This window comes from Bradyrhizobium sp. Bra64, from assembly GCF_024519875.1.
Lineage (GTDB): Bacteria > Pseudomonadota > Alphaproteobacteria > Rhizobiales > Xanthobacteraceae > Bradyrhizobium > Bradyrhizobium japonicum_G.
On the sequence record NZ_JALJRD010000024.1, the window covers coordinates 1 to 20519 of the forward strand.

Consider the following 20519-nt stretch of genomic DNA (forward strand, 5'->3'; position numbering starts at 1 on the left):
GGCTTAAAGAGGGTGGAGCGACCAAGCAAAGCTCGGGCGAATTGCGCCGCGAGGATGCGAAGGCGTGCCTGCGACACAATTCGAAGAGCGGAGCCGTCGCCTCATACTCCGTCATTGCGATCGCAGCGAAGCTAAATATTCGGCAATCGTGCCCGCACCGCCGATGGACTTGATTGGCGCAATCCGGTTCAATGCGGCGAATGAGGGTCTATCGAGCGACAATGATGTCGAAATATCTGCTGGTTATTCTGCTGATCGCCTCGCCGGCCATGGCGCAGATCAAGCTGACCCCAAAGACCACGGCGGCGCATCCGGACCCCTGCGCGCCGATCGGGCGAACCGCGGACGGCAAGCTGGTCTACTCCATGAAATGCGAGAACCTGCCGGCGCCGCCCGCGCCGCCGCCGCAGGCGGAACTGAAGGAGGCGCCGCTGCCTGCCGCCGAGCCGGAGCCGGAGGTGCGTCGGAGCGGCGTTTTCGGCTGGTCCTACGACCGCAGGTGATGTGGCCTCCCACTTGCGCGAACCTGTCTGGAATGCTCTTTGCTTGAAGATTCCCCGTGGGGGCAGCGCCCCCGATCCAGAGAGATGAGATGAGCAAACTCGTTATCCGCGCCGGCGATTTTACCTTCGATGCCCGCTTCGAGGAGCAAGCCGCGCCCAAGACCGTCGCTGCGTTCCGCAAGGCGCTGCCGTTCGAAAGCCATATCATCCATGTGCGCTGGAGCGGCGAGGGCGTGTGGATGCCGCTCGGCGACCTCGATTTCGGCGTGGGCTACGAGAACCACACCAGCTATCCCGCGCCCGGCCAGATCATCCTCTATCCCGGCGGCATCAGCGAGACCGAGATCCTGATGGCCTATGGCGGCGTGAGCTTCGCCAGCAAGATGGGCCAGCTCGCCGGCAACCACTTCATCACCGTGACCTCTGGGCTGGAGAACCTGGCAACGCTCGGCAAGAGCGTGCTGTGGAAGGGCGCGCTGCCGATCCGCTTCGAGGAAGTCTGAGTGACTGAGACCCGCTACCCGCGCGATCTCCGCGGTTACGGCCGCAACCCGCCGCATCCGCAATGGCCTGATAATGCGCGGGTCGCGGTGCAGTTCGTGGTCAATTTCGAGGAGGGCGGCGAGAACAACATCCTGCACGGCGATCGCGCCTCGGAAGCGTTCCTGTCCGACGTGCTCGGCGCGCAGCCCTGGCCGGGCCAGCGCCATGCCAATATCGAATCGATGTTCGAGTACGGCTCGCGCGCCGGCTTCTGGCGGCTGTGTCGGATGTTCAGCGAACGCAAATGGCCGACCACCGTGTTCGGCGTCGCCACCGCGTTGAAGCGCAATCCGGAGATCGTCGCGGCGATGAAGGAGGCGGGCTGGGACATCGCGAGCCATAGCCTGAAGTGGATCGAGCACAAGGACATGACCGAGGCGCAGGAGCGTGCGGAAATCGCCGAAGCGATCCGCGTCCATCTTGAGGCGACCGGATCGCGGCCGCTTGGCTGGTACACCGGGCGCTCCTCGATCAACACCAACCGTCTCCTGATGGAGGAGGGCGGCTTCCTTTATCTCTGTGACTCCTACGCCGACGATCTGCCCTATTGGGTCAAGGGCGCCAGCGGCAAGCAGCTGGTCATCCCCTATACGCTTGACGCCAACGACATGCGCTTCATCAACCCGCAGGGATTTGCGGAAGGCGAGCAATTCTTCACCTATTTGAAGGATGCCTTCGATGTTCTCTACGCCGAAGGTGAGACCGCGCCGAAGATGATGTCGGTGGGACTGCACTGCCGCCTCGCCGGCCGGCCGGGCCGCGCGGCGGGGCTGATCCGCTTCCTCGACTACATCGGCAAGCATGAGCGTGTCTGGGTTCCGACGCGGCTCCAGATCGCACAGCACTGGCACGACAAGCACGCGCACCTTGCGGCCGACGCATTCGAGATCGGGTGAGAGACGATGTCGCAGATCTCGCTTTCTGATCTCAATGCCGCCAGCGAAGCCGATTTCATCGCCGCGCTCGCCAATGTCGTAGAATATTCGCCGTGGATCGCAGAGCAGCTCGCCGGGAAGCGGCCGTTCGCCGGCATCAACCAGTTGCACGCCGCGCTGATGGCGGCGATCCAGAGTGCCGAACCCGACGTGCAATTGGCGCTGATCCGTGCGCATCCGGATCTCGCCAACAAGACCCAGCGCGCGGCGGGCCTCACGGCGGAATCGACCGACGAGCAGAACAGCGCCGGCCTCGACCGGCTCTCTGATGCCGAATACGCCGCGTTCGAGCGCGTCAACAAGGCCTATCGCGACAAGTTCGACATCCCCTATATCGTCTGCGTACGTCGTCACACCAAGGATTCCGTGCTGAGCGACTTCGAGGCGCGGTTGCGCAATATCGCCAAGACCGAGATGCGCCGCGCGATCGAGGAGATTGGCCGCATCTCGGCGTTGCGCCTCGATCAGCTCGTTGTTGCCGACGATAAGCTGAAAGTGCACGGCCGGCTGTCGACCCACGTGCTCGACAATCACGCAGGCAAGCCCGCTCCAGGCATCCCGGTGGAGCTCGTCGAACTCGCCGCTCTCGGCGAGAGCCGCGTCATCGCGCGCACCTTCACCAATGCGGACGGGCGTACCGATCAACCGCTGATCGGCGGTCGTCCGCTGCCGATCGGCAGCTATGAGCTCCGCTTCAGCGTGGCCAAATATTATGCCGAGCGCAACGTCCAGCTCACCGACCCGGCGTTCCTCGACGTGATTCCGCTGCGCTTTGCGATCAGCGAGCCGGAAAGCCATTACCACGTGCCGCTGCTGGTCACGCCGTGGAGCTACTCGACCTATCGTGGCAGCTAGTCGCCAAATTTCTCGTGCAGTGCCGGAAACAGCCGGTCCGGCTTGAAGGGAGGCGCGGTGAAGCGGATTCCGGTGGCGTCCGCGATCGCATTGCCGAGCGCGGCGGCGACCGGATTGTACGGGCTCTCGCTCATCGACTTCGCTCCCAGCGGTCCGATCGTGTCGCTGGTCTCGGCGAAGAAGACTTCCGTACGCGGCACGTCGGCGAAGGAGGGCAGGTGGTAATCGCGGAATTTCGGATTGGTGACTCGGCCGTCCGCGTCGATCACCATCTCCTCGTAGAGCGCCGCACCGAGCGCCTGCGCGACGCCGCCCTCGACCTGGCCGCGGCACTGCATGGGATTGGCGACGACGCCGGCATCCGCCGCCTGCACGCTCCTGAGAATCTTCAGCTCGCCGGTGCCCTTGTTCACGGCGACGCGGAAACCCTGCACGTTGAAGCCGACCGAACGCGGCGTGCCGCCGGAACGGCCGGTGCCTGCGAACGGCTGTCCGCGTTCGCGCGCAAGCCTGGCCAATTCCGCAAACGACATACGCCGCACGCCGCTGACGACAGCGTCGCCTTCGAGCGTGCAGCCGCCGACCTCACAGAGCCATGCAGCGGCTGCCGCCGCCTTCAACTCGGTCGCAAGCTGCATGGCTGCCTCATGGGTCGCCTTGCCGGCGACGAAGGTGCCGGCGCTGCCATAGGCGCCGGTGTCGTGGCCGCCATGGGCGGTGTCGGACTGGCGCAGATGGATGCGGTCGACGGTGGTCGCCAGCACGGTGGCGGCGATCTGCCGGTGCACGGTGCTTGTGCCGTTGCCGAACTCGGCGGTGCCGACGGTGAGATCGAAGCCGCCGTGGTCGTTGAGCGCGATCTTGGCGTCGGCGAGGTGGCCGGCTGGCGGCACCGTGTCGATCATGGTCAGCGCGACGCCGTCGCCGACCAGCCATTCCGGCGACAGGTCCGGCTGCGGACCATCGGCCTGCATCGCGCGCTCGACGAGGTCGAGGCACTGGTCGAGCCCGTAGGAGCCATAGAGCACGTCGTGAAATTCGGATGGCGGCGGCGACAGCATGGGATCGCCGGGCTTGACGACGTTGCGCCGGCGCATGTCGTAGGGGCTGATCCCGAGTTGCGTTGCCAGCTCGTCGATCGCGGCTTCGATCGCAATCTGCGTTTGCGGCAGGCCATAGCCGCGAAATGCCCCCGCCGGCACCGTGTTGGTGTAGACGGCGAAACCGTCGACCTTCTTGTTCGGACAGTTGTAGACGCTGATGGACTCGGCCAGCGAGTGGAACATCACCGGGCCGGCGTGATTGCCGTAAGCACCGGTGTTGGAGAGCACCTCGAGCTGGAGCGCGGTGAGCTTGCCGTCCGCGTCTGCACCGGCCTTGATGTGGACGCGCATCGGATGCCGCGTCGAGGTTGCGATGAACTGCTCCTCGCGGGTGAGCTCCAGCTTCACCGGCCGCCCGGTCTTCAGCGCGGCAAGCGCCAGGATGTCCTCGACGAACATCTCCTGCTTGCCGCCAAAGCCGCCGCCGACGCGTTCGCAGAACACGCGGACCTTGTCCATGGGAAGCTCGAAGATATCCGACAGCGCGCGCCGGGTCAGGAACGGTACCTGCGTCGAGGTGCGGACATTGAGCACGCCCGACGCATCAAGCCAGGCGAGCCCGCCATGGGTTTCCAGAGCGGCATGCTGCACGCGATGGCTGTGGAAGGTGGCCTCGTAGGTGACGGCGGATGTCGCGAGCGCGGCCGCAACGTCGCCGAATTCGCCGTGCGTCTCCGCGACGAGGTTACGCTGGGCGTCGGCAACGCGATTTTCGCTGGTCCGATCGGGATGAATGATCGGCGCGCCCGGCGCCATCGCCTTCTCAGGGTCGATCAGCGCAGGCAGAAGCTCGTAACTGACCTGCAGCCGGCGGCAGGCCTCCTCGGCGGCGGCCTCGCTTTCGGCGACGACGGCGGCGACCTTCTGGCCGATGAAGCGGACGACGTCGTCGAGGATTCGGGTATCCTCCGGATCCATCCAGTCCTTCTCATGCCGCGCGGTCGAGATCAGGATCGTTGGAGCATCCTCATGCGTCAGCACCGCGTGCACGCCGGGAACGCGAAGGGCGTCCGATTTGTCGATCGCGACGATCTTCGCGTGCGCGTGCGGCGAGCGGAGCAGCTTGATATGCAGCAGGCCGTCGATCTGCGTGTCGAATGTGTAGCGCGCCTTGCCGCGCACGACGTCGGGTCCAGCCGGAGCCGGCAGGCTGCGGCCGAATGCAGCGCCGGGCTCGACGCTCTCCTCGACATTGATCTTGCCGAGAAGCGCATCCTCGATCGAACGATAGCCGGTGCAGCGACAGATGTTGCCCTTCAGCGCGACGCCGAGATCGGTGCGCTGCGCCTGATTCAGCGACGCGCAGGTCAGGATCATGCCGGCGGTGCAGAAGCCGCATTGAAAGCCTTGCGCATCGAGGAAGGCCTGCTGCATCGGATGCGCGCCGTGGTCGTCGCCGAGACCTTCGATCGTGGTGACGGCACGGCCTTCGGCGCGGAAAGCCGGGATCAGGCAGCTATGTACCGGCTCGCCGTCGAGCAACACGGTGCAGGCGCCGCAATCGCCGGCGTCGCAGCCCTTCTTCACGCCGAAATGGCCGAGCTCGCGCAGAAACGTGCGCAGGCACTGGCCGGCGCGCGGGCTCTGCGAAAACGGCTTGCCGTTGATCTCGAAGCTCATGATGGCGTCGCGTCCAGAAGTTCGTCACGGATTTCCTCGGCAAGCCGCAGTGTCATGTGCTTGCGCCAGAGCGGCTTGCCGTGGATGTCGGTGTGGTACAGATCGTCCGTGATCTGCCGAGCAATAGCGTCGCGAAGCGGGCTCGCCTCCGGGGCCTTGCGAAAGGACAATCGGATCGGCCGCACCGTCGATGCGGTGACCGTGATCGTCAGCGTGCCGTCGGCATCCAGGCTGCCGATCAGGAGCGCCGCCGAGCGGCCGACCGGTGCCAGCGAGATCTGGCGAAAGGCCGTGCGGCGCTTCAACGCGGCGATCGGAATATCGATTTGCCGGAGCAGGTCCCCCGGCATCAGAAGGTTGCGCTGGTTGCCGGTGACGAAGTCCGCGACTTGCATCTTCTGTTCACCGCCGCCGGCCTTCCAGATGGTACAGACGCCATCGAGCGCCGCGGTGAGCGAGATCATCGGTCCTGCCGGCAACGACATGCAGAGATTGCCGCCGACCGTCGCCGTCTTCCAGATCTTGAACGAAGCAAGGAAGGCGCGGCAGCATTGGTTGATCAGCGGCGACGCGAACCAGCCGAACGGACAGGCGAGCCCATCGAGCTGCGCGATGGTGCACGTGGCGGCAATGCTGAGATGACTGTCGGTGACCGTCAGCGCCGGCCACTTCAGGTCGGTGAGATCGATGAGCCGAGCCAGGTGGACTTGCGGCTCCGAGAACAGCCATGTGCCGCCCGCGAGCCAAGCATCACCTGGCGTCCAAACGGGCAGCTGCGCGCGCGTTTGCGGATGGGTGACCGCTGTGATGGTATTCAAATCCATGGCCGCGCCAACGCTTCCGCCCGGTGAATCGTGCAGATGAGTCTTGCAAGACCGGAGCCAAGTCGCAACAACAAGTCGCAGCAGGATGGCGTTCGGGCTGGCGTCTGTCTTGCAGGCCTGCCGTCAGCGGATGTGAGGAGAGCAGGATCATGAGCGACGCAAAGCCGATCTGGATCAAGGATCCGCTGGCCATCCTCGCCGACGGGGCCGAGTGCGGGGTCGTGGTGAAGGACGGCCGGATCGTCGAGCTGGTGCCGGTCGGCGCTGCGCCCGCAACTGCGGATGTCGCAGTGTTCGATGCCGGCGAACACGTCGTGCTGCCCGGCCTCATCAACACCCACCATCATTTCTACCAGACCCTGACGCGGGCGTTGCCGGCGGCGATGGATCGCGAACTGTTTCCCTGGCTCCAGGCGCTCTATCCGGTCTGGGCGAAGCTGACGCCGGAGCGGCTGCAGCTCGGCGTCACGGTGGCGATGTCCGAGCTGCTGCTGTCGGGCTGCACCACCACGACCGACCACCATTACGTGTTCCCTGCGGGGCTCGAGGAATCCGTCGACATCGAGGTTGACGTCGCAAAACGTCTTGGCGTGCGCGTGCTGCTCACGCGCGGCTCGATGAACCTGTCGCAGCGCGATGGCGGCCTGCCGCCCGATAGCGTCGTGCAGGACGAAGACACCATCCTCGCCGACAGCGCGCGCGTGGTTGCCAAGCATCATCAGCGAGGTGCGGATGCGATGGTGCAGATCGCGCTCGCGCCGTGCTCGCCGTTCTCGGTGACGACGTCCCTGATGCGTGCCACCGCCGAGCTCGCCGACAAGCTCGAAGTACGCCTGCATACCCATCTCGCCGAGACCGAGGACGAGAACAGGTTCTGCCAGCAGATGTACGGCTGCCGTCCGCTCGACTATCTCGAGCAATGCGGCTGGCTCAATGCGCGCACTTGGCTCGCCCATGGTATCTTCTTCGATGCCGACGAGATGAAGCGGTTGGGTCGCGCCGGGACGAGCATCAGCCATTGCGCCTGCAGCAACCAGCTCCTGGCATCCGGCTGCTGTCCCGTGTGCGATTTGGAGGAAGCCGGCGTCGGCATCGGCATCGGGGTGGACGGTTCGGCCTCGAATGATGGATCGAACCTGATGCAGGAGGTGCGGGCGGCGTTCCTCCTGCAGCGGGCGCGCTACGGGGTGGCGAAGGTCAGCCACAAGGATGCGCTGCGCTGGGCCACCAAGGGTTCGGCAGCCTGCGTCGGCCGGCCGGAACTCGGTGAGATCGCCGTCGGCAAGGCAGCCGATCTTGCGCTGTTCCGGCTCGATGAGCTGCGCTTCTCCGGCCATGGCGATCCTCTGGCCGCAGTGGTGCTGTGCGGGGCGCATCGGGCTGATCGGGTGATGGTGGCTGGAAAATGGGCCGTAGTCGATGGCGCGATCCCGGGCCTCGACGTTGCAGACCTCATCCGCCGCCATAGTGCGGCGGCGCGGGCCATGCAGGCCGGATAATATCCCGGCGAAAATAGAAAGAGGGGGCGACCACAAGTGCCGGGTGCTTCTGGCCACCCCCTCCGAACCTCCTCCGGGAGGAGCAGGTGATCTAGGCAATGCAAGAAGCGTGCTACTTGCCCGGCAGCTTGTCGTCGATGCCCTTGACGTAGAAATTCATGCCGAGGATCTGGCCGTCGTCGAGGTGATCGCCGCCTTTACACTCGACCGGCTTGCCGTCCTGCCCAATGACCGGGCACTTGAACGGATGCAGCTTGCCCGCGGTGATCGCCGCCTGGGCATCTTCGGCCATCTTCTTCACGTCGTCAGGCATGTTGGTGTAGGGCGCCATCGCGAACATGTGGCTGTCGAGGCCGCCCCAGGTGTCCTCGGACTTCCAGGTTCCGTCGAGCTCGGCTTTGACGCGGGCGATGTAATAGGGGCCCCAGGTGTCCAGGATCGAGGTGAGCTGGGTCTTCGGCCCGAACTTGATCATCTCGGAGTCCTGGCCGAAGGCGAGCTTGCCGCGTTCGCTGGCGATCTGCATCGCCGCCGGCGAGTCCGTGTGCTGCATGATCACGTCGGCGCCCTGGTCGATCAGCGCCTTGGCGGCGTCGGCTTCCTTGCCCGGGTCGAACCAGGTGTTGGCCCAGATGATCTTGACCTTGATGTTCGGGTTGATGGTCTGCGCCGCCAGGATCGTCGCGTTGATGCCGGAGACGACCTCCGGAATCGGGAACGAGCCGATATAGCCGAGCACGCCGGACTTCGACATCTTGGCCGCGATCAGGCCCTGGATGTAGCGGCCCTGGTACCATTTGGCCGAATAGGTCGACATGTTCTTGTCGCGCTTGTAGCCGGTCGAATGCTCGAAATGCACGTTCGGATACTTCTTGGCGACCTTCAGCGTCGGATCCATGTAGCCGAACGAGGTCGTGAAGATCAGCTTGTTGCCGGCGCGGACGAGCTGCTCGATGGCGCGTTCGGCATCGGGACCTTCGGGCACATTCTCCAGATAGGTGGTCTCGATCTTGTCGCCCAGTTCCTTCACCAGCGCCTGGCGCGCGAGGTCGTGCTGGTAGGTCCAGCCAAGGTCTCCGATCGGACCGAGGTAAATGAAGCCGACCTTGAGCTTGTCGGCGGCGGAGGCTGCACTGACGCTTCCGGCAAGCAAAAGCCCGGCAGCCAGCGCAAGAAGTGTTTTCCTCATCATCAATCTCCAAACATCAGGGGAAAGCCACGATCCGCACCGTGCGCGCCCCATCGCGCATGGTGCGGAAATGAAACTCAGCGGTCAGGCACGAACACGGTGCCCAGCGCAGCCGGCGCGGTCGATCCGCCCGTGCGCGCGCGGGAGAGCAGGACCAGGACGATGACGGTCGCAAGGTAAGGCAGCGCCGACATGAGCTGCGAGGGAACGCCGACGCCCCAGCCCTGCGCGTGCAGCTGCAGGATCGTCACCGCGCCGAACAGGTAGGCGCCGACCACGAGCCGTCCGGGTCGCCAGGACGAGAACACGACCAGCGCCAGCGCGATCCAGCCGCGGCCTGCGGTCATGCCGGGAATGAAGAACGGCGTATAGGCGAGCGGCAAGTAAGCGCCGGCAAGTCCGGCGCAGGCGCCGCCGAACATCACGGCGAAGGTTCGGATGCGCAGCACGGGATAGCCGAGCGCATGGGCGGAGACGTGGTTGTCGCCGCAGGCGCGCAGGATCAGGCCCGGCCGGGTACGGTATAGAAACCACCAGACGCCGACGATCAGCGCCAGCGAGAAATAGACGAAGGCGTCTTCGCCGAACAGCACGCGGCCGATCAGCGGAATGTCCGTGAGACCGGGGATGTGGAGATGAACCGCCGGCGTGATGCGCTCACCGACAAATCCGGCGCCGATCAGGCCGGACAGTCCGATGCCGAGAATGGTCAGAGCAAGGCCTGTCGCAACCTGGTTGACCGCGAGCCCGAGCGTCATCAGAGCGAAGACCAGCGACATCAATGTGCCCGCAACGATGCCGAACAGCGCGCCGATGAAGATCGAACCGGTCAGCCAGGCGCCGGCAAAGCCGCAGGCCGCCCCGACGATCATCATGCCCTCGACGCCGAGATTGAGCACGCCGGATCGTTCGGTCACGAGCTCGCCGGTCGCCGCGATCAGGAGCGGCGTCGAGGCGGCGAGCACTGCGAGGATGATGGCTTCAATTAGCTCCACGAGCCACCTGTCGGTTCGGGAAGACCAGCTTGAAGCGGTAGAGAATGAGGGAATCGCAGGCGAGCACGTAGAACAGCAGGATGCCTTGAAAGACCTTGGTGACGTCTAACGGGATCTTCATCGCGATCTGCGCCTGCTCGCCGCCGATAAAGGTCAATGCGAGAAAAAGGCCTGCAATTAAAATTCCAAGCGGGTTCAGCCGACCGAGGAAGGCAACGATGATCGCGGTAAAGCCGTAGCCGGGGGAGATGCCGGGCTGGAGGTGTCCGACGGGACCTGCGACCTCGATGATGCCGGCAAGGCCCGCGAGTGCACCCGAGACGGCGAAGGTCAGGAGGATCAACTGGTTCGAATTGAATCCGCCGAACCGCGCGGCGCGGGGGGCTGCGCCCACCACGCGGATCTCGAATCCCTTGATGGTGCGTCCGAGCAGGATCGCCACCGCCGCGACGACAAGCAAGGCGATGATCGAGCCGAGATGCAGCCGGCCGCCTTCGATCAGCAGCGGAACGGTTGCGACCGGATCGAATTCGGCCGTGGTCGGAAAGTTGAAGCCGTTCGGATCGCGCCAGGGGCCGCGCACCAGATAGTCGAGGAAGAGATCGGCGACATAAACCAGCATCAGGCTGGTCAGGATTTCGCTGGCGCCGAACCTCACCTTGCAGATTGCCGGGATCAGCGCATAGAGCGCGCCTGCCGCGGCGGCGAGCACGAACATGACCGGCAGTACCCAGGCGCCGGCGTCGGTGCCTTGCGTCTTCACGGCGATCCAGCTTCCGGCGACAGCGCCGATCAGAAATTGCCCCTCGGCGCCGATGTTCCAGGCATTGGCGAGATAGCAAAGCGACAGCCCGATCGCGATCATCACCAGCGGTGTCGCTTTCACCGCGATCTCCTGCAGCGAATAACTGTCGGTCAGAGGCGCGATGAAATAGGCGTGCAGGGCAAGGAGCGGATTCTTGCCGAGGATCGCGAACAGGATGACCATGGTGACGATCGTCAGGCCGATTGCGATCAGCGGCGAGACCAGCGCGATCGTGTTGGAACGCTCGGCGCGCTTCTCAAGCACCAACTGCATGCGCGGCCTCCTTCGGCTCCAGGCTGCTGCCGCCCATGAGGAGGCCGAGCTTTTCGCGAGTGGCTTCGCTTGTTGCGAGCGGCGCGGACAGTCGGCCATGGAACATGACGGCAATGCGGTCGGCGATTTCCGCCAGTTCGTCGAGGTCCTGGCTGGTGACGAGCACGGCGGCGCCCGCGGTTGCCAGATCAAGCAGCGCCTGGCGGATGACGGCGGCCGCGCCGGCATCGACGCCCCAGGTCGGCTGGCTCACCACCAGCACGGCGGGGTTGCGCAGGATCTCGCGTCCCACGATGAACTTTTGCAGATTGCCGCCGGAGAGGGATGCGGCTTCCGGATCGCGCTTGGCCTTGCGGACGTCGAACGTCTCGGTTGCGCGGTCGACGGTCTTGAGCGTGGCCGCGGTGTCGATAAAGCCATGATTGACCATACCGCTCGCGGCATGGCCGGTGAGCAGCGCGTTCTCCGACAGCCTCATGCGCGGCGCGGTGCCGTGGCCGAGCCGCTCTTCGGGAACGAAAGCCGCACCCAGCTTGCGCCGCTGCGTGATCGAGAGATGGCCTGCGGCGATGCCTTCGATCACCACCGTACCGGGATCCTTGGACAGGCGCTCGCCGGACAGCGCGGCGAATAGCTCGTCCTGGCCGTTGCCGGCGACGCCGGCGATGCCCAGGATTTCGCCGCCCTTCAACTCGAACGAGATGTGCTCCAGTCGCACGCCGTGCGCCTCGCTAGGGGCCAGCGAAAGATCGTTGACGACGAGCCGAGGTACGGTGGTCGTCCGGCCGGCGGCAGCCTTCACTTGCTTGATTTCGCCACCGACCATCATGCGCGCGAGCGAAGCTGCGGTCTCGAGCCCGGGATTGCAGGTCTGGATCTTCTTGCCGCCGCGCAGGATCGTTGCGGTGTCGCAGAGGCGCTTCACCTCCTCCAGCTTGTGGCTGATGTAGAGGATGGCGCGGCCTTCGGCCTTCAGCCGCTCCAGCACGATGAAGAGCTGGTCGGCTTCCTGCGGCGTCAGCACCGCCGTGGGCTCGTCCAGGATCAGGAATTTCGGATTCTGCATCAGCGCGCGGACGATCTCGATGCGCTGGCGCTCGCCGACCGACAATTGCCAGACCTCGCGTTTGGGATCGAGCGGCAGTCCATACGTCTTCGACACCTGCTCCAGTCGCGCCGACATGTCCTTGAAGGATTCCTTGCCGTCAAGGCCGAGCGCGACGTTCTCGGCGACGGTGAGATTGTCGAACAGCGAGAAATGCTGGAACACCATGCCGATGCCGCGGTCGCGCGCTTCCGAGGGACCGGCCAACACGATCGGCAGGCCCTGCCAGCAAATCTGGCCGGCGCTGGGCTGGATCAGCCCGTAGATCGCCTTGACCAGCGTCGACTTGCCGGCGCCGTTTTCACCGAGCAGCGCGTGGATTTCCGTTGGCCAGATATCGATGTCGATGGAATCGTTGGCGAGCAAATCGCCATAGCGCTTGGTGAGCCCGATCGTCCTGAGGAGCGGAGACTCGCCGGAATGCAGGCCGTTAGCCGTGGGATCCAACATTCGCTGATGCGCTTGCTTGGGGTGAAGTGCCTCAATAGTGGGCTAGTTTAAACGGCTGCGTAAGGTGTGAAAAAGCGTCATCCCTTGCTCAACGCTTTGGCAGGCAGACGCGTCGGCAAGTCGCGGCGCTCGTCAGCGGATGGTCGCCTCCGGCCGCCTCTGGAGAACTGTTGCTGCCGCCTCCTGCTTATGGCGTCTGTTGCAAATTTGTGACGGTTCAAGCCAAATCGGAACCTGCTGTGCAGGCTTGATGCGAAGTTGAGCAAAACTCCGCCAGTGCGCGTATGCAATTCCCGATCGTGAGGACAATCGCCGTGGCCAATTTTGTCGACACCGTCCGCTCGACGCAAAAGACAAACGAAATCAATCGGGAATGTCCGGCAAGGACGGCCATCGCGCGACCTGGCGCACGTGACAGCGAAGCAAAAAAAATCTTCTGAATTTCGCTGAGAGGCGCCGCTTGCTGCTGAAACGTGCGGCATGGCTTGAAAGAAGTTGGGGCTTCTCACCCCGGGAGATCGGCGCAAGTGTCGCACCCAAGGGACGTTCATTTTTACGTGTCCAAACTTGGGGGTATTCAGGATGTCGTTTCGTTTCAGGGCAATTGCAGCAGCGGCGCTGTCACTTGCCACGCTCGCCACAAGTGGCCTTGCTCAGGCCGCGGACTTGCCGGTCAAGGCCGCCAAGAAGGCGGCCGACCTCCCGTTCTTCCTGGTGATCGACGACCGCGTCACCTTCTCCTACATCTTCGACGCCTCGCAGCCGGGCGCGTTCACCAACACTAACGGGGTGATCAACGCCAAGACGACGAAGCAGGTCTACTCCTTCACCCATTTCGACGCCTGGGCTTACGGCACCAACTTCTTCACCATCTCGCTGTTCAAGTCGGACCACAACGACCCGGCAGGTCCCTGCACCGCTACCGGCGTGATCGTGTCGCCGGCTGCAGGCTTCGCAGCGACGCCCGCAAACTGCGCCGGCGCAACCGAAATCTATGGCCTGTTCCGCTCGACCTTCGGCTGGAACGAGATCTTCAACACCAAGGCCTTCACGCAAGGCCCGCTGCATAACATCTCGTTCGAGGTTGGCATGGATGCCAACACGGAGAACCGGTACTTCGGCGCCGCCAAGCGCGACGTCGTCGCCGGTCTGCAGTTCGCCTTCGATCTTCCCTACAAGGGCTACTTCAACGTAGCGCCGCTGGTGTATTGGGAGTTCGCCAACCACAACTCCTTCTCGCAGTGCGGCGCCGGTTGGTCGGCCCCGTGCATCGCCGACGGCAACACGTCGTTCAAGCCGACCTGGGCGGTCGAAACCAACTACTATATGGACCTCGGTTTCCTGCCGGCGAACATGCAGTACTTCTCGATCAGCGGCCGCGCCGGCTGGTACGGCAAGAAGGGAACGGACACGGAGCCGCTTCCGGCCAGCGTTGCCAACAACGTCTATCCCACCAAGGTCGAGTTCAACTCGGAACCGATCCGCCTGACGCTCGATGCCTCGAAGGCGGTCTGGGGTGAGAAGTACTCGCACTTCGTCGACGTTTGGGTCGCCTATCGCTACTGGCAGAACAAGTTCGGCCTCGATCACAACAACGCCTTTGCTTGCACCACTTTCGTCGGTGGCACGAAGGTGAGCACCGGCTCCTGCACCGAATCCTCGCTGTACTCCGGTATCACCGTGAAGTTCTAACCACCTGACGCGTCAGGTGAACGACGATGACGCCGCGTCAACCTCCGCGGCGTCATCTTCATGTGTGGGATGCGCTGGTGCCGTCGCCCGGGCCTTCCGCGAGAGCGGGAGCAAGGCTCGCTCGGCAAGCGGCTACTTCGTCCACACGCCGTCGTGCAGCGCTTCGGCCTCGTCTTCGAGCAGCGGCCCAACGACCTCGGTCGGTCGCTGCCCGCTGGCGAAAACATCACGGCAGGGCAGATCGAGCGTCGGATTCTCGGGATGATTGCCGGTGATCCCACGCAGACGCTCCTCGCTGAGGCCGTAGACGACGCGACCGATGCCGGCCCAGTAGATCGCGCCGGCGCACATCGCGCAGGGCTCGGCGGAGGAATAGAGCGTAGCCTTCGCCAGCGCCTCGCGGCTCGATGTGCGGCAGGTTTGCGTGGCCGCCAAGCGCTCGGCATGCGCGGTGCCGTCGTGGTCCGGCATGTAACCGTTCTCGGTCTCGATCAGCACCTTGCCGTCCGCGTCGACGACGATGCAGCCGAAGGGGTGGTTGCCATGGGTGAGGGAACGGCGGGCGACCGCGAAGGACAGCCGAAGGAAGTGTTCGTCGCGTTCGGTTCCGCCGTCCATCAGGGTGCGCTCAATGGCCCGCCATGTGCCGGCCGACGACGGTGAGGTCGGCTTCGCTGGTCCGTGCTTCATACACGAATTCGCCGTGGAACATCACCACCAGCCGGTCGGAGAGTTCGAGCAGCTCGTCGAGATCCTCGCTGACGAGCAGCACGGCGGCGCCGCGGTTGCGTGCCGCCATGATCTCGGCGTGGATCTGCGCCACGGCTGCGAAGTCGAGGCCGAAGCAGGGATTGGCGGCAATCAGCACCTCGACGTCGCCGCCGAGCTCGCGGGCGAGCACGGCACGCTGGACGTTGCCGCCAGACAGTGCCGAGATCGGCGTATCGGGCGTGCGGGTCTTGATCTTGTACTGGGCGATCTTCTTCTTCGCGTCGTCGCGGAAGGCACCACGGTTGAGCCACCAGCCGCCACTTGCAAAGGGTGCGCGGTCGAACTCGCGGAAGGCGATGTTGTCGGCAACGCTCATGCCGCCGACGCAGGCATTCTTCAGCGGCTCCTCGGGAAGGAGCGACATCTTGTGCCGTCGCATCTCCTCGCGGCTGGCATGGTAGGGATCGCCGGCGACGCGGATTTCTCCGCCCTCCGCCTCGCGCTGGCCGGCTAAAACCTCGACCAACTGGCGCTGGCCGTTGCCGGAGACGCCGGCAATGCCGACGATCTCGCCGGCGCGGACCGTGAGCGAGACATTGTGCACGGCGATGGCGCCGGCATCGTCAAGCGCACGGACCCTTTCGAGTTCCAGTCTGGCAGTGCCGGCCTCGCCGGTGCGCGGCGGCTGCACCGTCAATTCCTCGGCGCCGATCATGGTGCGCGCCATCGCATCGGGCGTCAGCTCGGTGACCCTGCCGGCTCCGGCGAGCTTGCCGCGGCGCAGGATCGTGACGTCGTCCGCGAAGGCCATGACCTCGCGAAATTTGTGCGTGATCATCAAAATGGTCAGCTCGCCCTTGACCACCATGTCGCGTAGCATGCCGAGCACCTCGTCGGCCTCCGCCGGCGTCAGCACCGAGGTCGGCTCGTCCAGGATCAGGAAGCGGCGCTTCAGATAGAGCTGCTTGAGGATCTCGCATTTCTGGCGCTCGCCGGCGGAGATGTCGGAGACCCTTGCCGAGAGCGGCACCTTGAACGGCATCCGCGCCAGAAAGGCCTCAAGGTCCTTCATCTCGCTGGACCAGTTCACCACTGCCGGAACGTCGTCGCGCGCCAGCACGAGATTTTCAGCGACCGTCATGGCCGGCACCAGCGTAAAGTGCTGGTAGACCATGCCGAGGCCGAGTGCGTGGGCGTCCTTCGGATTGCCGATCGCCTGCTCGCGCCCGCCGACCAGGATGTCGCCCTCGGTGGCGTGGTAGTAGCCCATGATGCATTTGACCAGGGTCGACTTGCCGGCGCCGTTCTCGCCGAGCAGGGCATGGAACGAGCCCGGCCGCACCTTCAGCTCGACATTGTCGAGCGCCACGAAGTCGCCGAAGCGCATGGTCATGGCGATGGCATCGACGCCGAAGGCGCCCGACGGCGGAGGCATTTCGCCGATGATCACGAAATCGCTCCGATGAACGCGTCGGAGGTCGAGACCGCGCCGAACACGCCGCCCTGCATCTTGATCATCTTCAACGCGTGCTCATGGTTGCTCTTGTCGGTCGCGCCGCAGCAATCGTGCAACAGCACGCATTCGAAGCCGCGGTCGTTGGCCTCACGCATGGTGGTGTGGACGCAGACATCGGTGGTGATGCCCGTCAGCACGATGTTCGCGATGCCACGCACGCGCAGGATCAGTTCGAGATCGGTGGCGCAGAACGAGCCCTTGCCGGGCTTGTCGATAACAGGTTCGCCCGGCAGCGGCGCCAGCTCCGGGATGATGTCCCAGCCGGGCTCGCCGCGCACCAGGATGCGCCCGCACGGGCCGGGATCGCCAATGCCGGCGCCGATCTGCCGCGAACGCCAGCGCTTGTTGGCGGGGAGATCGGACAGATCGGGGCGGTGGCCTTCGCGCGTATGGATGATGTGAAAGCCTTGGGCACGCATCGCCGCGAGCAGCTTCCTGATCGGTTCGATCGGTGCCCGCGTCAGCGAGAGGTCGTAGCCCATCTTGTCGACATAGCCGCCGACACCGCAGAAATCGGTCTGCATGTCGATGATGATGAGCGCGGTGTTCTCGGGGCGCAGATCGCCGTTATAAGGCCAGGCGTAGGGCTCGGACTTGATGGTGCGCTCGGGCATGATTTCGCTCTCTAGCGTGTGATCGACAATTCGGCCGGGGCTCCGGTCAACGTGCGTTTCGGCGAGCAGGTGATGATCATGATCGCCAGCGTCAGGATGTAGGGCGCGGCGTTGAACAGATGATAGCCGGACGTGACGCCGACCGATTGTAGCGCCGGTCCAAGCGCCGCGGCGCCGCCGAAAGCGAGCGAGGCCCACAGGCACAGCAGCGGATCCCAGCGCGCGAAGATCACGAGCGCCACCGCCGTGATGCCCTGGCCGGACGACAGGCCCTCGTTCCAGCTTCCGGGATAGAACAACGACAGGAACGAGCCGCCGATGCCGGCGAGGAAGCCGCCCACCATCGTGGCGCGCAAGCGGATCAGCAGCACGGAATGGCCCATCGCACGGGCCGCGTCCGAACTCTCGCCGGCGGTGCGGATCAGGAGGCCCCAGCGCGTGGTGCGGAACGCCCAATGGAGGATCGGCGCGAGGGCGACACCGATCAGGAAGAGCACATTGACGCGCAAGGCGGCGCGGACCTGCGGGATGTCGCTCCACCAGCCGAAATCGATCGCGGGCAGGCGCGGCGCGGTGGGCTCGATCAGCGGTTTGCCGAGGTAGAAGGCAAGCCCGGTGCCGAACAGCATCAGCGCGATACCGACGGCGACGTCGTTGACGCGCGGCAACGAGCAGATGCCGGCGTGAAGGGCGCCCAACAGTGCTCCGGTGATGCCGGCGGCGAGCACGCCCAACCATGGCGATCCCGAGAGATAGGAGATGCTGTATGCGCTCATCGCGCCCATCACCAGCGTGCCTTCGAGGCCGAGATTGATGCGGCCGGAGCGCTCGGTGATGCATTCGCCCAAGCTCACGAACAGGAACGGCGTGGAGACGCGAATTGCGCCGCCGAGCACGGCGAGCGGGACGGTCCAGAGTCCGATCGAGCCATCTGCCATCAGGACTTGCCTTTCAGGAATCCGATGCGGCCATAGAGCGCGTCGCTGGCCAGCACGAAGACGAAGATGATGCCCTGCAGCACCAGCACGGATGCATCCGGCAATCCGAGGCGGCGTTGGAGCAAGCCGCCGCTGGCGCTAATTCCTCCGAGCAGGATCGCGACGGGGATGATGGCGAGCGGATTTTGCCGCGCCAGGAACGCGACGAGGATGCCGGTGAAGCCGTAGCCGGCCGCGAGGTTGGCGTTGGTGCGCCCCTGCACGGCCGCGACCTCGACCATGCCGGCAAGGCCCGCGGCGCCGCCGGCGAGGAAACAGATGGTCAGGATCAGCTTGCTGACGCCGAGGCCGACGATCTTTGCGGCGCGGATGTTGCCGCCGGCAACACGCGCGGCGAAGCCGAATACGGTATGATAGATCAGGATGTAGGCGGCGATGGCGGCGATCAGTCCGAACACGAGGCCCCAATGCACGTCGGTGCCGGGGATGGTGCCGATCATGTTGGCCGCGCCGATCTCGCGCGTCGAAGGCTTGTTGAGGCTGGCGGGATCGCGCATGGCGCCTTCGACGAGATGATTGAGGACCGCAAGCGCGATGTAGACGAGCAGCAGACTCGAGATCGTTTCGTTGACGCCGCGATATTGCCGCAGCGCGCCCGAGAGCATGACCCACAGGCCGCCGCCGATCACGCCGGCAACGACCATGGCGATCTGCACGATGAGCGGGGGCAGGCCTTGCAGCGCCAGCGCGGCGCTGGTTGCCGACAGCGCGCCGATCAGGAGCGCGCCTTCGCCGCCGATGATGACCATGCCGAGCTGCGCGGGCAGCGCCGTGCAGAGCGCGGTAAGGATCAGCGGCGCCGCGCGCGTCAGCGTGTTCTGCCAGGAGAACCAGGTGCCGAAGGCGCCGTAATACATGTAGAAATAAAGGTCGAGCGGGTTCTTGCCGAACATTGCGACGAAGATGCCGAAGACCACGAGCGCGCCGGCAAGCGCCGCGCCCGGGATCAGGACATATTCGATCGTGCCGCCGTGACGTTGGAGGAATCCTGCATCGGCGGCCGGGGCAACAGTCCCGACCGCTTCAGTGGAATCCACCGCTTCCGTCGTCACGAAGTCGCTCCGAGCACGCCCTCGACCAGGTAGTCCATTTTCTCGAGTTCAGGATCCTTTTGGCCGCGATCAGTGCCGGCCGGGATCACCGTCTTGCCCTTGTTATCGACCAGCCCGCCCTTGAAGATGGCGTAGCCTTCGGCGGACAGGAACTTGGCCTTGACCTCGTCCGCATGCTTGCGCGCCTCGGCAGACACCGCTTCGCCGTAGGGCGAGGTCTTGACGATCTCTTCCTTGAGGCCGCCGCGGTAAAAGTTCGGGATGCTCTCGCCGGCGGCGATCATCTTGACGAACTTCGGATAGAGCGCTTCCCAATTCCACTCGGCGCCGGTGAGATAGGCCTTCGGCGCGAGCGGAGACTGGTTGACGTGATAGCCGCATACCATGGCACCGCGGCGCGCGGCGTTCTCGACCATCGTCTTCGGGCCGTCGACGTGGCAGGTGAGCACGTCCACGCCCTGGTCGATCAGGCTGTTCGTGGCCTCGGCTTCCTTGACCGGCATCGACCAGTCGCCGGTGAAGATCACCTGCGTCGTGGCCTTGGGATTGGCAAGCCGGGCGCCGAGTGCGAAGGCGTTGATGTTGCGCAGCACCTGCGGAATCGGCTTAGCCGCGACGAAGCCGAGCTTGCCGCTCTTGGAAGTGTAGCCGGCGACGATGCCGGAGATGTACTGGGCCTCGTCGATATAACCGAAATAGCTGCCGGCGTTCTTAGGATCCTTGTCCGACCAGAGCCCGCCGCAGTGCTCGAAGCGAAGCTTCGGAAACTTGTTGGCCATCTTGATCATGTGAGGATTGTAGTAACCGAACGAGGTCGGGAAGAGCAGGGTGGCTCCGTCGAGATTGATCATGGACTCGATCGTCTTCTCGACCGCGTCGGTCTCCGGCACTTTCTCTTCTTCCACGACCTTGAGACCGGGAATTTTCTTCAGCGCTGCCGCGCCCTGCGCATGCGCCTGATTGTAGCCGTAGTCATCGCGCGATCCGACATAGATGAAGCCGATGGTGGTATCGGCCGCGAAGGCCGGGCGGGCGCCGGCCGCCGCCCCGAGGGTGAGGGCCGCGCTACCTTGCAACAAATGACGTCGTGAAATCCTGCCAAAATCCATTGCTCGCTCCCCTTGGCGGATGAACCGCCCCAATCTCGCGGCTGCGCCGGTCTGGCGGAGCCCGGATAGGTTGTCGCAAGCTTCGTGCCAGAGGCCGGGAAGTGAGCGAGATCATACAAGTAATTGAA

The 20519-nt window shown here is 64.6% G+C and carries 18 protein-coding genes; 6 read left to right on the forward strand and 12 right to left on the reverse strand.

Features of this window, described 5'->3' with window-relative positions; genetic code table 11:
- The first annotated feature begins 224 nt into the window (after positions 1–224).
- The 4 genes from NR187_RS33910 (at position 225) to uraD (ending at position 2836) form a co-directional block, all read left to right on the forward strand.
- A complete protein-coding gene (locus tag NR187_RS33910) occupies positions 225–503 on the forward strand; it encodes a hypothetical protein (protein ID WP_372703294.1) in 279 nt (92 codons plus the stop codon).
- A gap of 89 nt (positions 504–592) precedes the next feature.
- The gene (locus tag NR187_RS33915) at positions 593–1006 is read left to right on the forward strand and encodes a DUF3830 family protein (RefSeq protein WP_211384828.1); all 414 of its coding nucleotides are present in this window, start codon (positions 593–595) and stop codon (positions 1004–1006) included.
- Positions 1007–1942 carry an allantoinase PuuE gene (gene puuE, locus NR187_RS33920; RefSeq protein WP_256809372.1) on the forward strand — a complete coding sequence of 312 codons (936 nt, stop codon included), beginning with the start codon at positions 1007–1009 and terminating at the stop codon, positions 1940–1942. It abuts the gene before it with no gap.
- 6 nt (positions 1943–1948) lie between these two features.
- Positions 1949–2836 carry a 2-oxo-4-hydroxy-4-carboxy-5-ureidoimidazoline decarboxylase gene (gene uraD / locus NR187_RS33925; protein WP_256809374.1) on the forward strand — a complete coding sequence of 296 codons (888 nt, stop codon included), beginning with the start codon at positions 1949–1951 and terminating at the stop codon, positions 2834–2836.
- On the opposite strand, the gene NR187_RS33930 is transcribed toward uraD, so the two are convergent.
- Both NR187_RS33930 and NR187_RS33935 read right to left on the reverse strand, forming a co-directional pair.
- Complete coding sequence (locus tag NR187_RS33930; RefSeq protein WP_211384831.1) at positions 2833–5559, reverse strand: molybdopterin cofactor-binding domain-containing protein; 2727 nt, start codon at positions 5557–5559, stop codon at positions 2833–2835. The genes uraD and NR187_RS33930 overlap by 4 nt on opposite strands.
- Positions 5556–6383, reverse strand: a complete 828-nt coding sequence (locus tag NR187_RS33935; RefSeq protein ID WP_211384832.1) for an FAD binding domain-containing protein — start codon at positions 6381–6383, stop codon at positions 5556–5558. Before NR187_RS33935 ends, NR187_RS33930 begins: the two co-directional genes overlap by 4 nt.
- Before the next feature lie 149 nt (positions 6384–6532).
- Between NR187_RS33935 and NR187_RS33940 the strand changes: the two genes are divergently transcribed.
- The gene (locus NR187_RS33940) at positions 6533–7882 is read left to right on the forward strand and encodes an 8-oxoguanine deaminase (RefSeq protein WP_211384833.1); all 1350 of its coding nucleotides are present in this window, start codon (positions 6533–6535) and stop codon (positions 7880–7882) included.
- A 112-nt stretch (positions 7883–7994) separates the two neighbouring features.
- Here the strand turns inward: NR187_RS33940 and NR187_RS33945 are convergent, their stop codons facing one another.
- The 4 genes from NR187_RS33945 to NR187_RS33960 form a co-directional block, all read right to left on the reverse strand.
- Positions 7995–9071, reverse strand: coding sequence for a BMP family ABC transporter substrate-binding protein (locus tag NR187_RS33945; protein WP_256809375.1), 1077 nt, complete (start codon positions 9069–9071; stop codon positions 7995–7997).
- Between the two features lie 77 nt (positions 9072–9148).
- Entirely contained in the window at positions 9149–10066 is a 918-nt protein-coding gene (locus NR187_RS33950) for an ABC transporter permease (protein WP_211384835.1), read from the reverse strand.
- Positions 10053–11144, reverse strand: coding sequence for an ABC transporter permease (locus NR187_RS33955; RefSeq protein WP_256809377.1), 1092 nt, complete (start codon positions 11142–11144; stop codon positions 10053–10055). Before NR187_RS33955 ends, NR187_RS33950 begins: the two co-directional genes overlap by 14 nt.
- The gene (locus NR187_RS33960) at positions 11128–12699 is read right to left on the reverse strand and encodes an ABC transporter ATP-binding protein (RefSeq protein ID WP_256809378.1); all 1572 of its coding nucleotides are present in this window, start codon (positions 12697–12699) and stop codon (positions 11128–11130) included. Before NR187_RS33960 ends, NR187_RS33955 begins: the two co-directional genes overlap by 17 nt.
- A gap of 582 nt (positions 12700–13281) precedes the next feature.
- Here NR187_RS33960 and NR187_RS33965 point away from each other — a divergent pair.
- Positions 13282–14391, forward strand: a complete 1110-nt coding sequence (locus tag NR187_RS33965; protein WP_211384838.1) for a hypothetical protein — start codon at positions 13282–13284, stop codon at positions 14389–14391.
- 132 nt (positions 14392–14523) lie between these two features.
- Here NR187_RS33965 and NR187_RS33970 read toward each other — a convergent pair whose 3' ends face one another.
- The 6 genes from NR187_RS33970 to NR187_RS33995 are packed head-to-tail and all read right to left on the reverse strand — an operon-like array spanning position 14524 to position 20391.
- Positions 14524–15009, reverse strand: a complete 486-nt coding sequence (locus NR187_RS33970) for a nucleoside deaminase (protein ID WP_256809379.1) — start codon at positions 15007–15009, stop codon at positions 14524–14526.
- 10 nt (positions 15010–15019) lie between these two features.
- Entirely contained in the window at positions 15020–16552 is a 1533-nt protein-coding gene (locus tag NR187_RS33975; RefSeq protein WP_372703292.1) for an ABC transporter ATP-binding protein, read from the reverse strand.
- Entirely contained in the window at positions 16549–17232 is a 684-nt protein-coding gene (locus tag NR187_RS33980) for a cysteine hydrolase family protein (RefSeq protein ID WP_256809380.1), read from the reverse strand. Before NR187_RS33980 ends, NR187_RS33975 begins: the two co-directional genes overlap by 4 nt.
- 11 nt (positions 17233–17243) lie before the next feature.
- On the reverse strand, positions 17244–18170 hold the full coding sequence (locus tag NR187_RS33985; RefSeq protein ID WP_256809382.1) for an ABC transporter permease: 927 nt from the start codon (positions 18168–18170) through the stop codon (positions 17244–17246).
- On the reverse strand, positions 18170–19282 hold the full coding sequence (locus NR187_RS33990) for an ABC transporter permease (protein ID WP_256809388.1): 1113 nt from the start codon (positions 19280–19282) through the stop codon (positions 18170–18172). Before NR187_RS33990 ends, NR187_RS33985 begins: the two co-directional genes overlap by 1 nt.
- On the reverse strand, positions 19279–20391 hold the full coding sequence (locus tag NR187_RS33995; protein ID WP_211384843.1) for a BMP family ABC transporter substrate-binding protein: 1113 nt from the start codon (positions 20389–20391) through the stop codon (positions 19279–19281). The genes NR187_RS33990 and NR187_RS33995 overlap by 4 nt, the downstream gene beginning before the upstream one ends.
- Between the last annotated feature and the right edge of the window lie 128 nt (positions 20392–20519).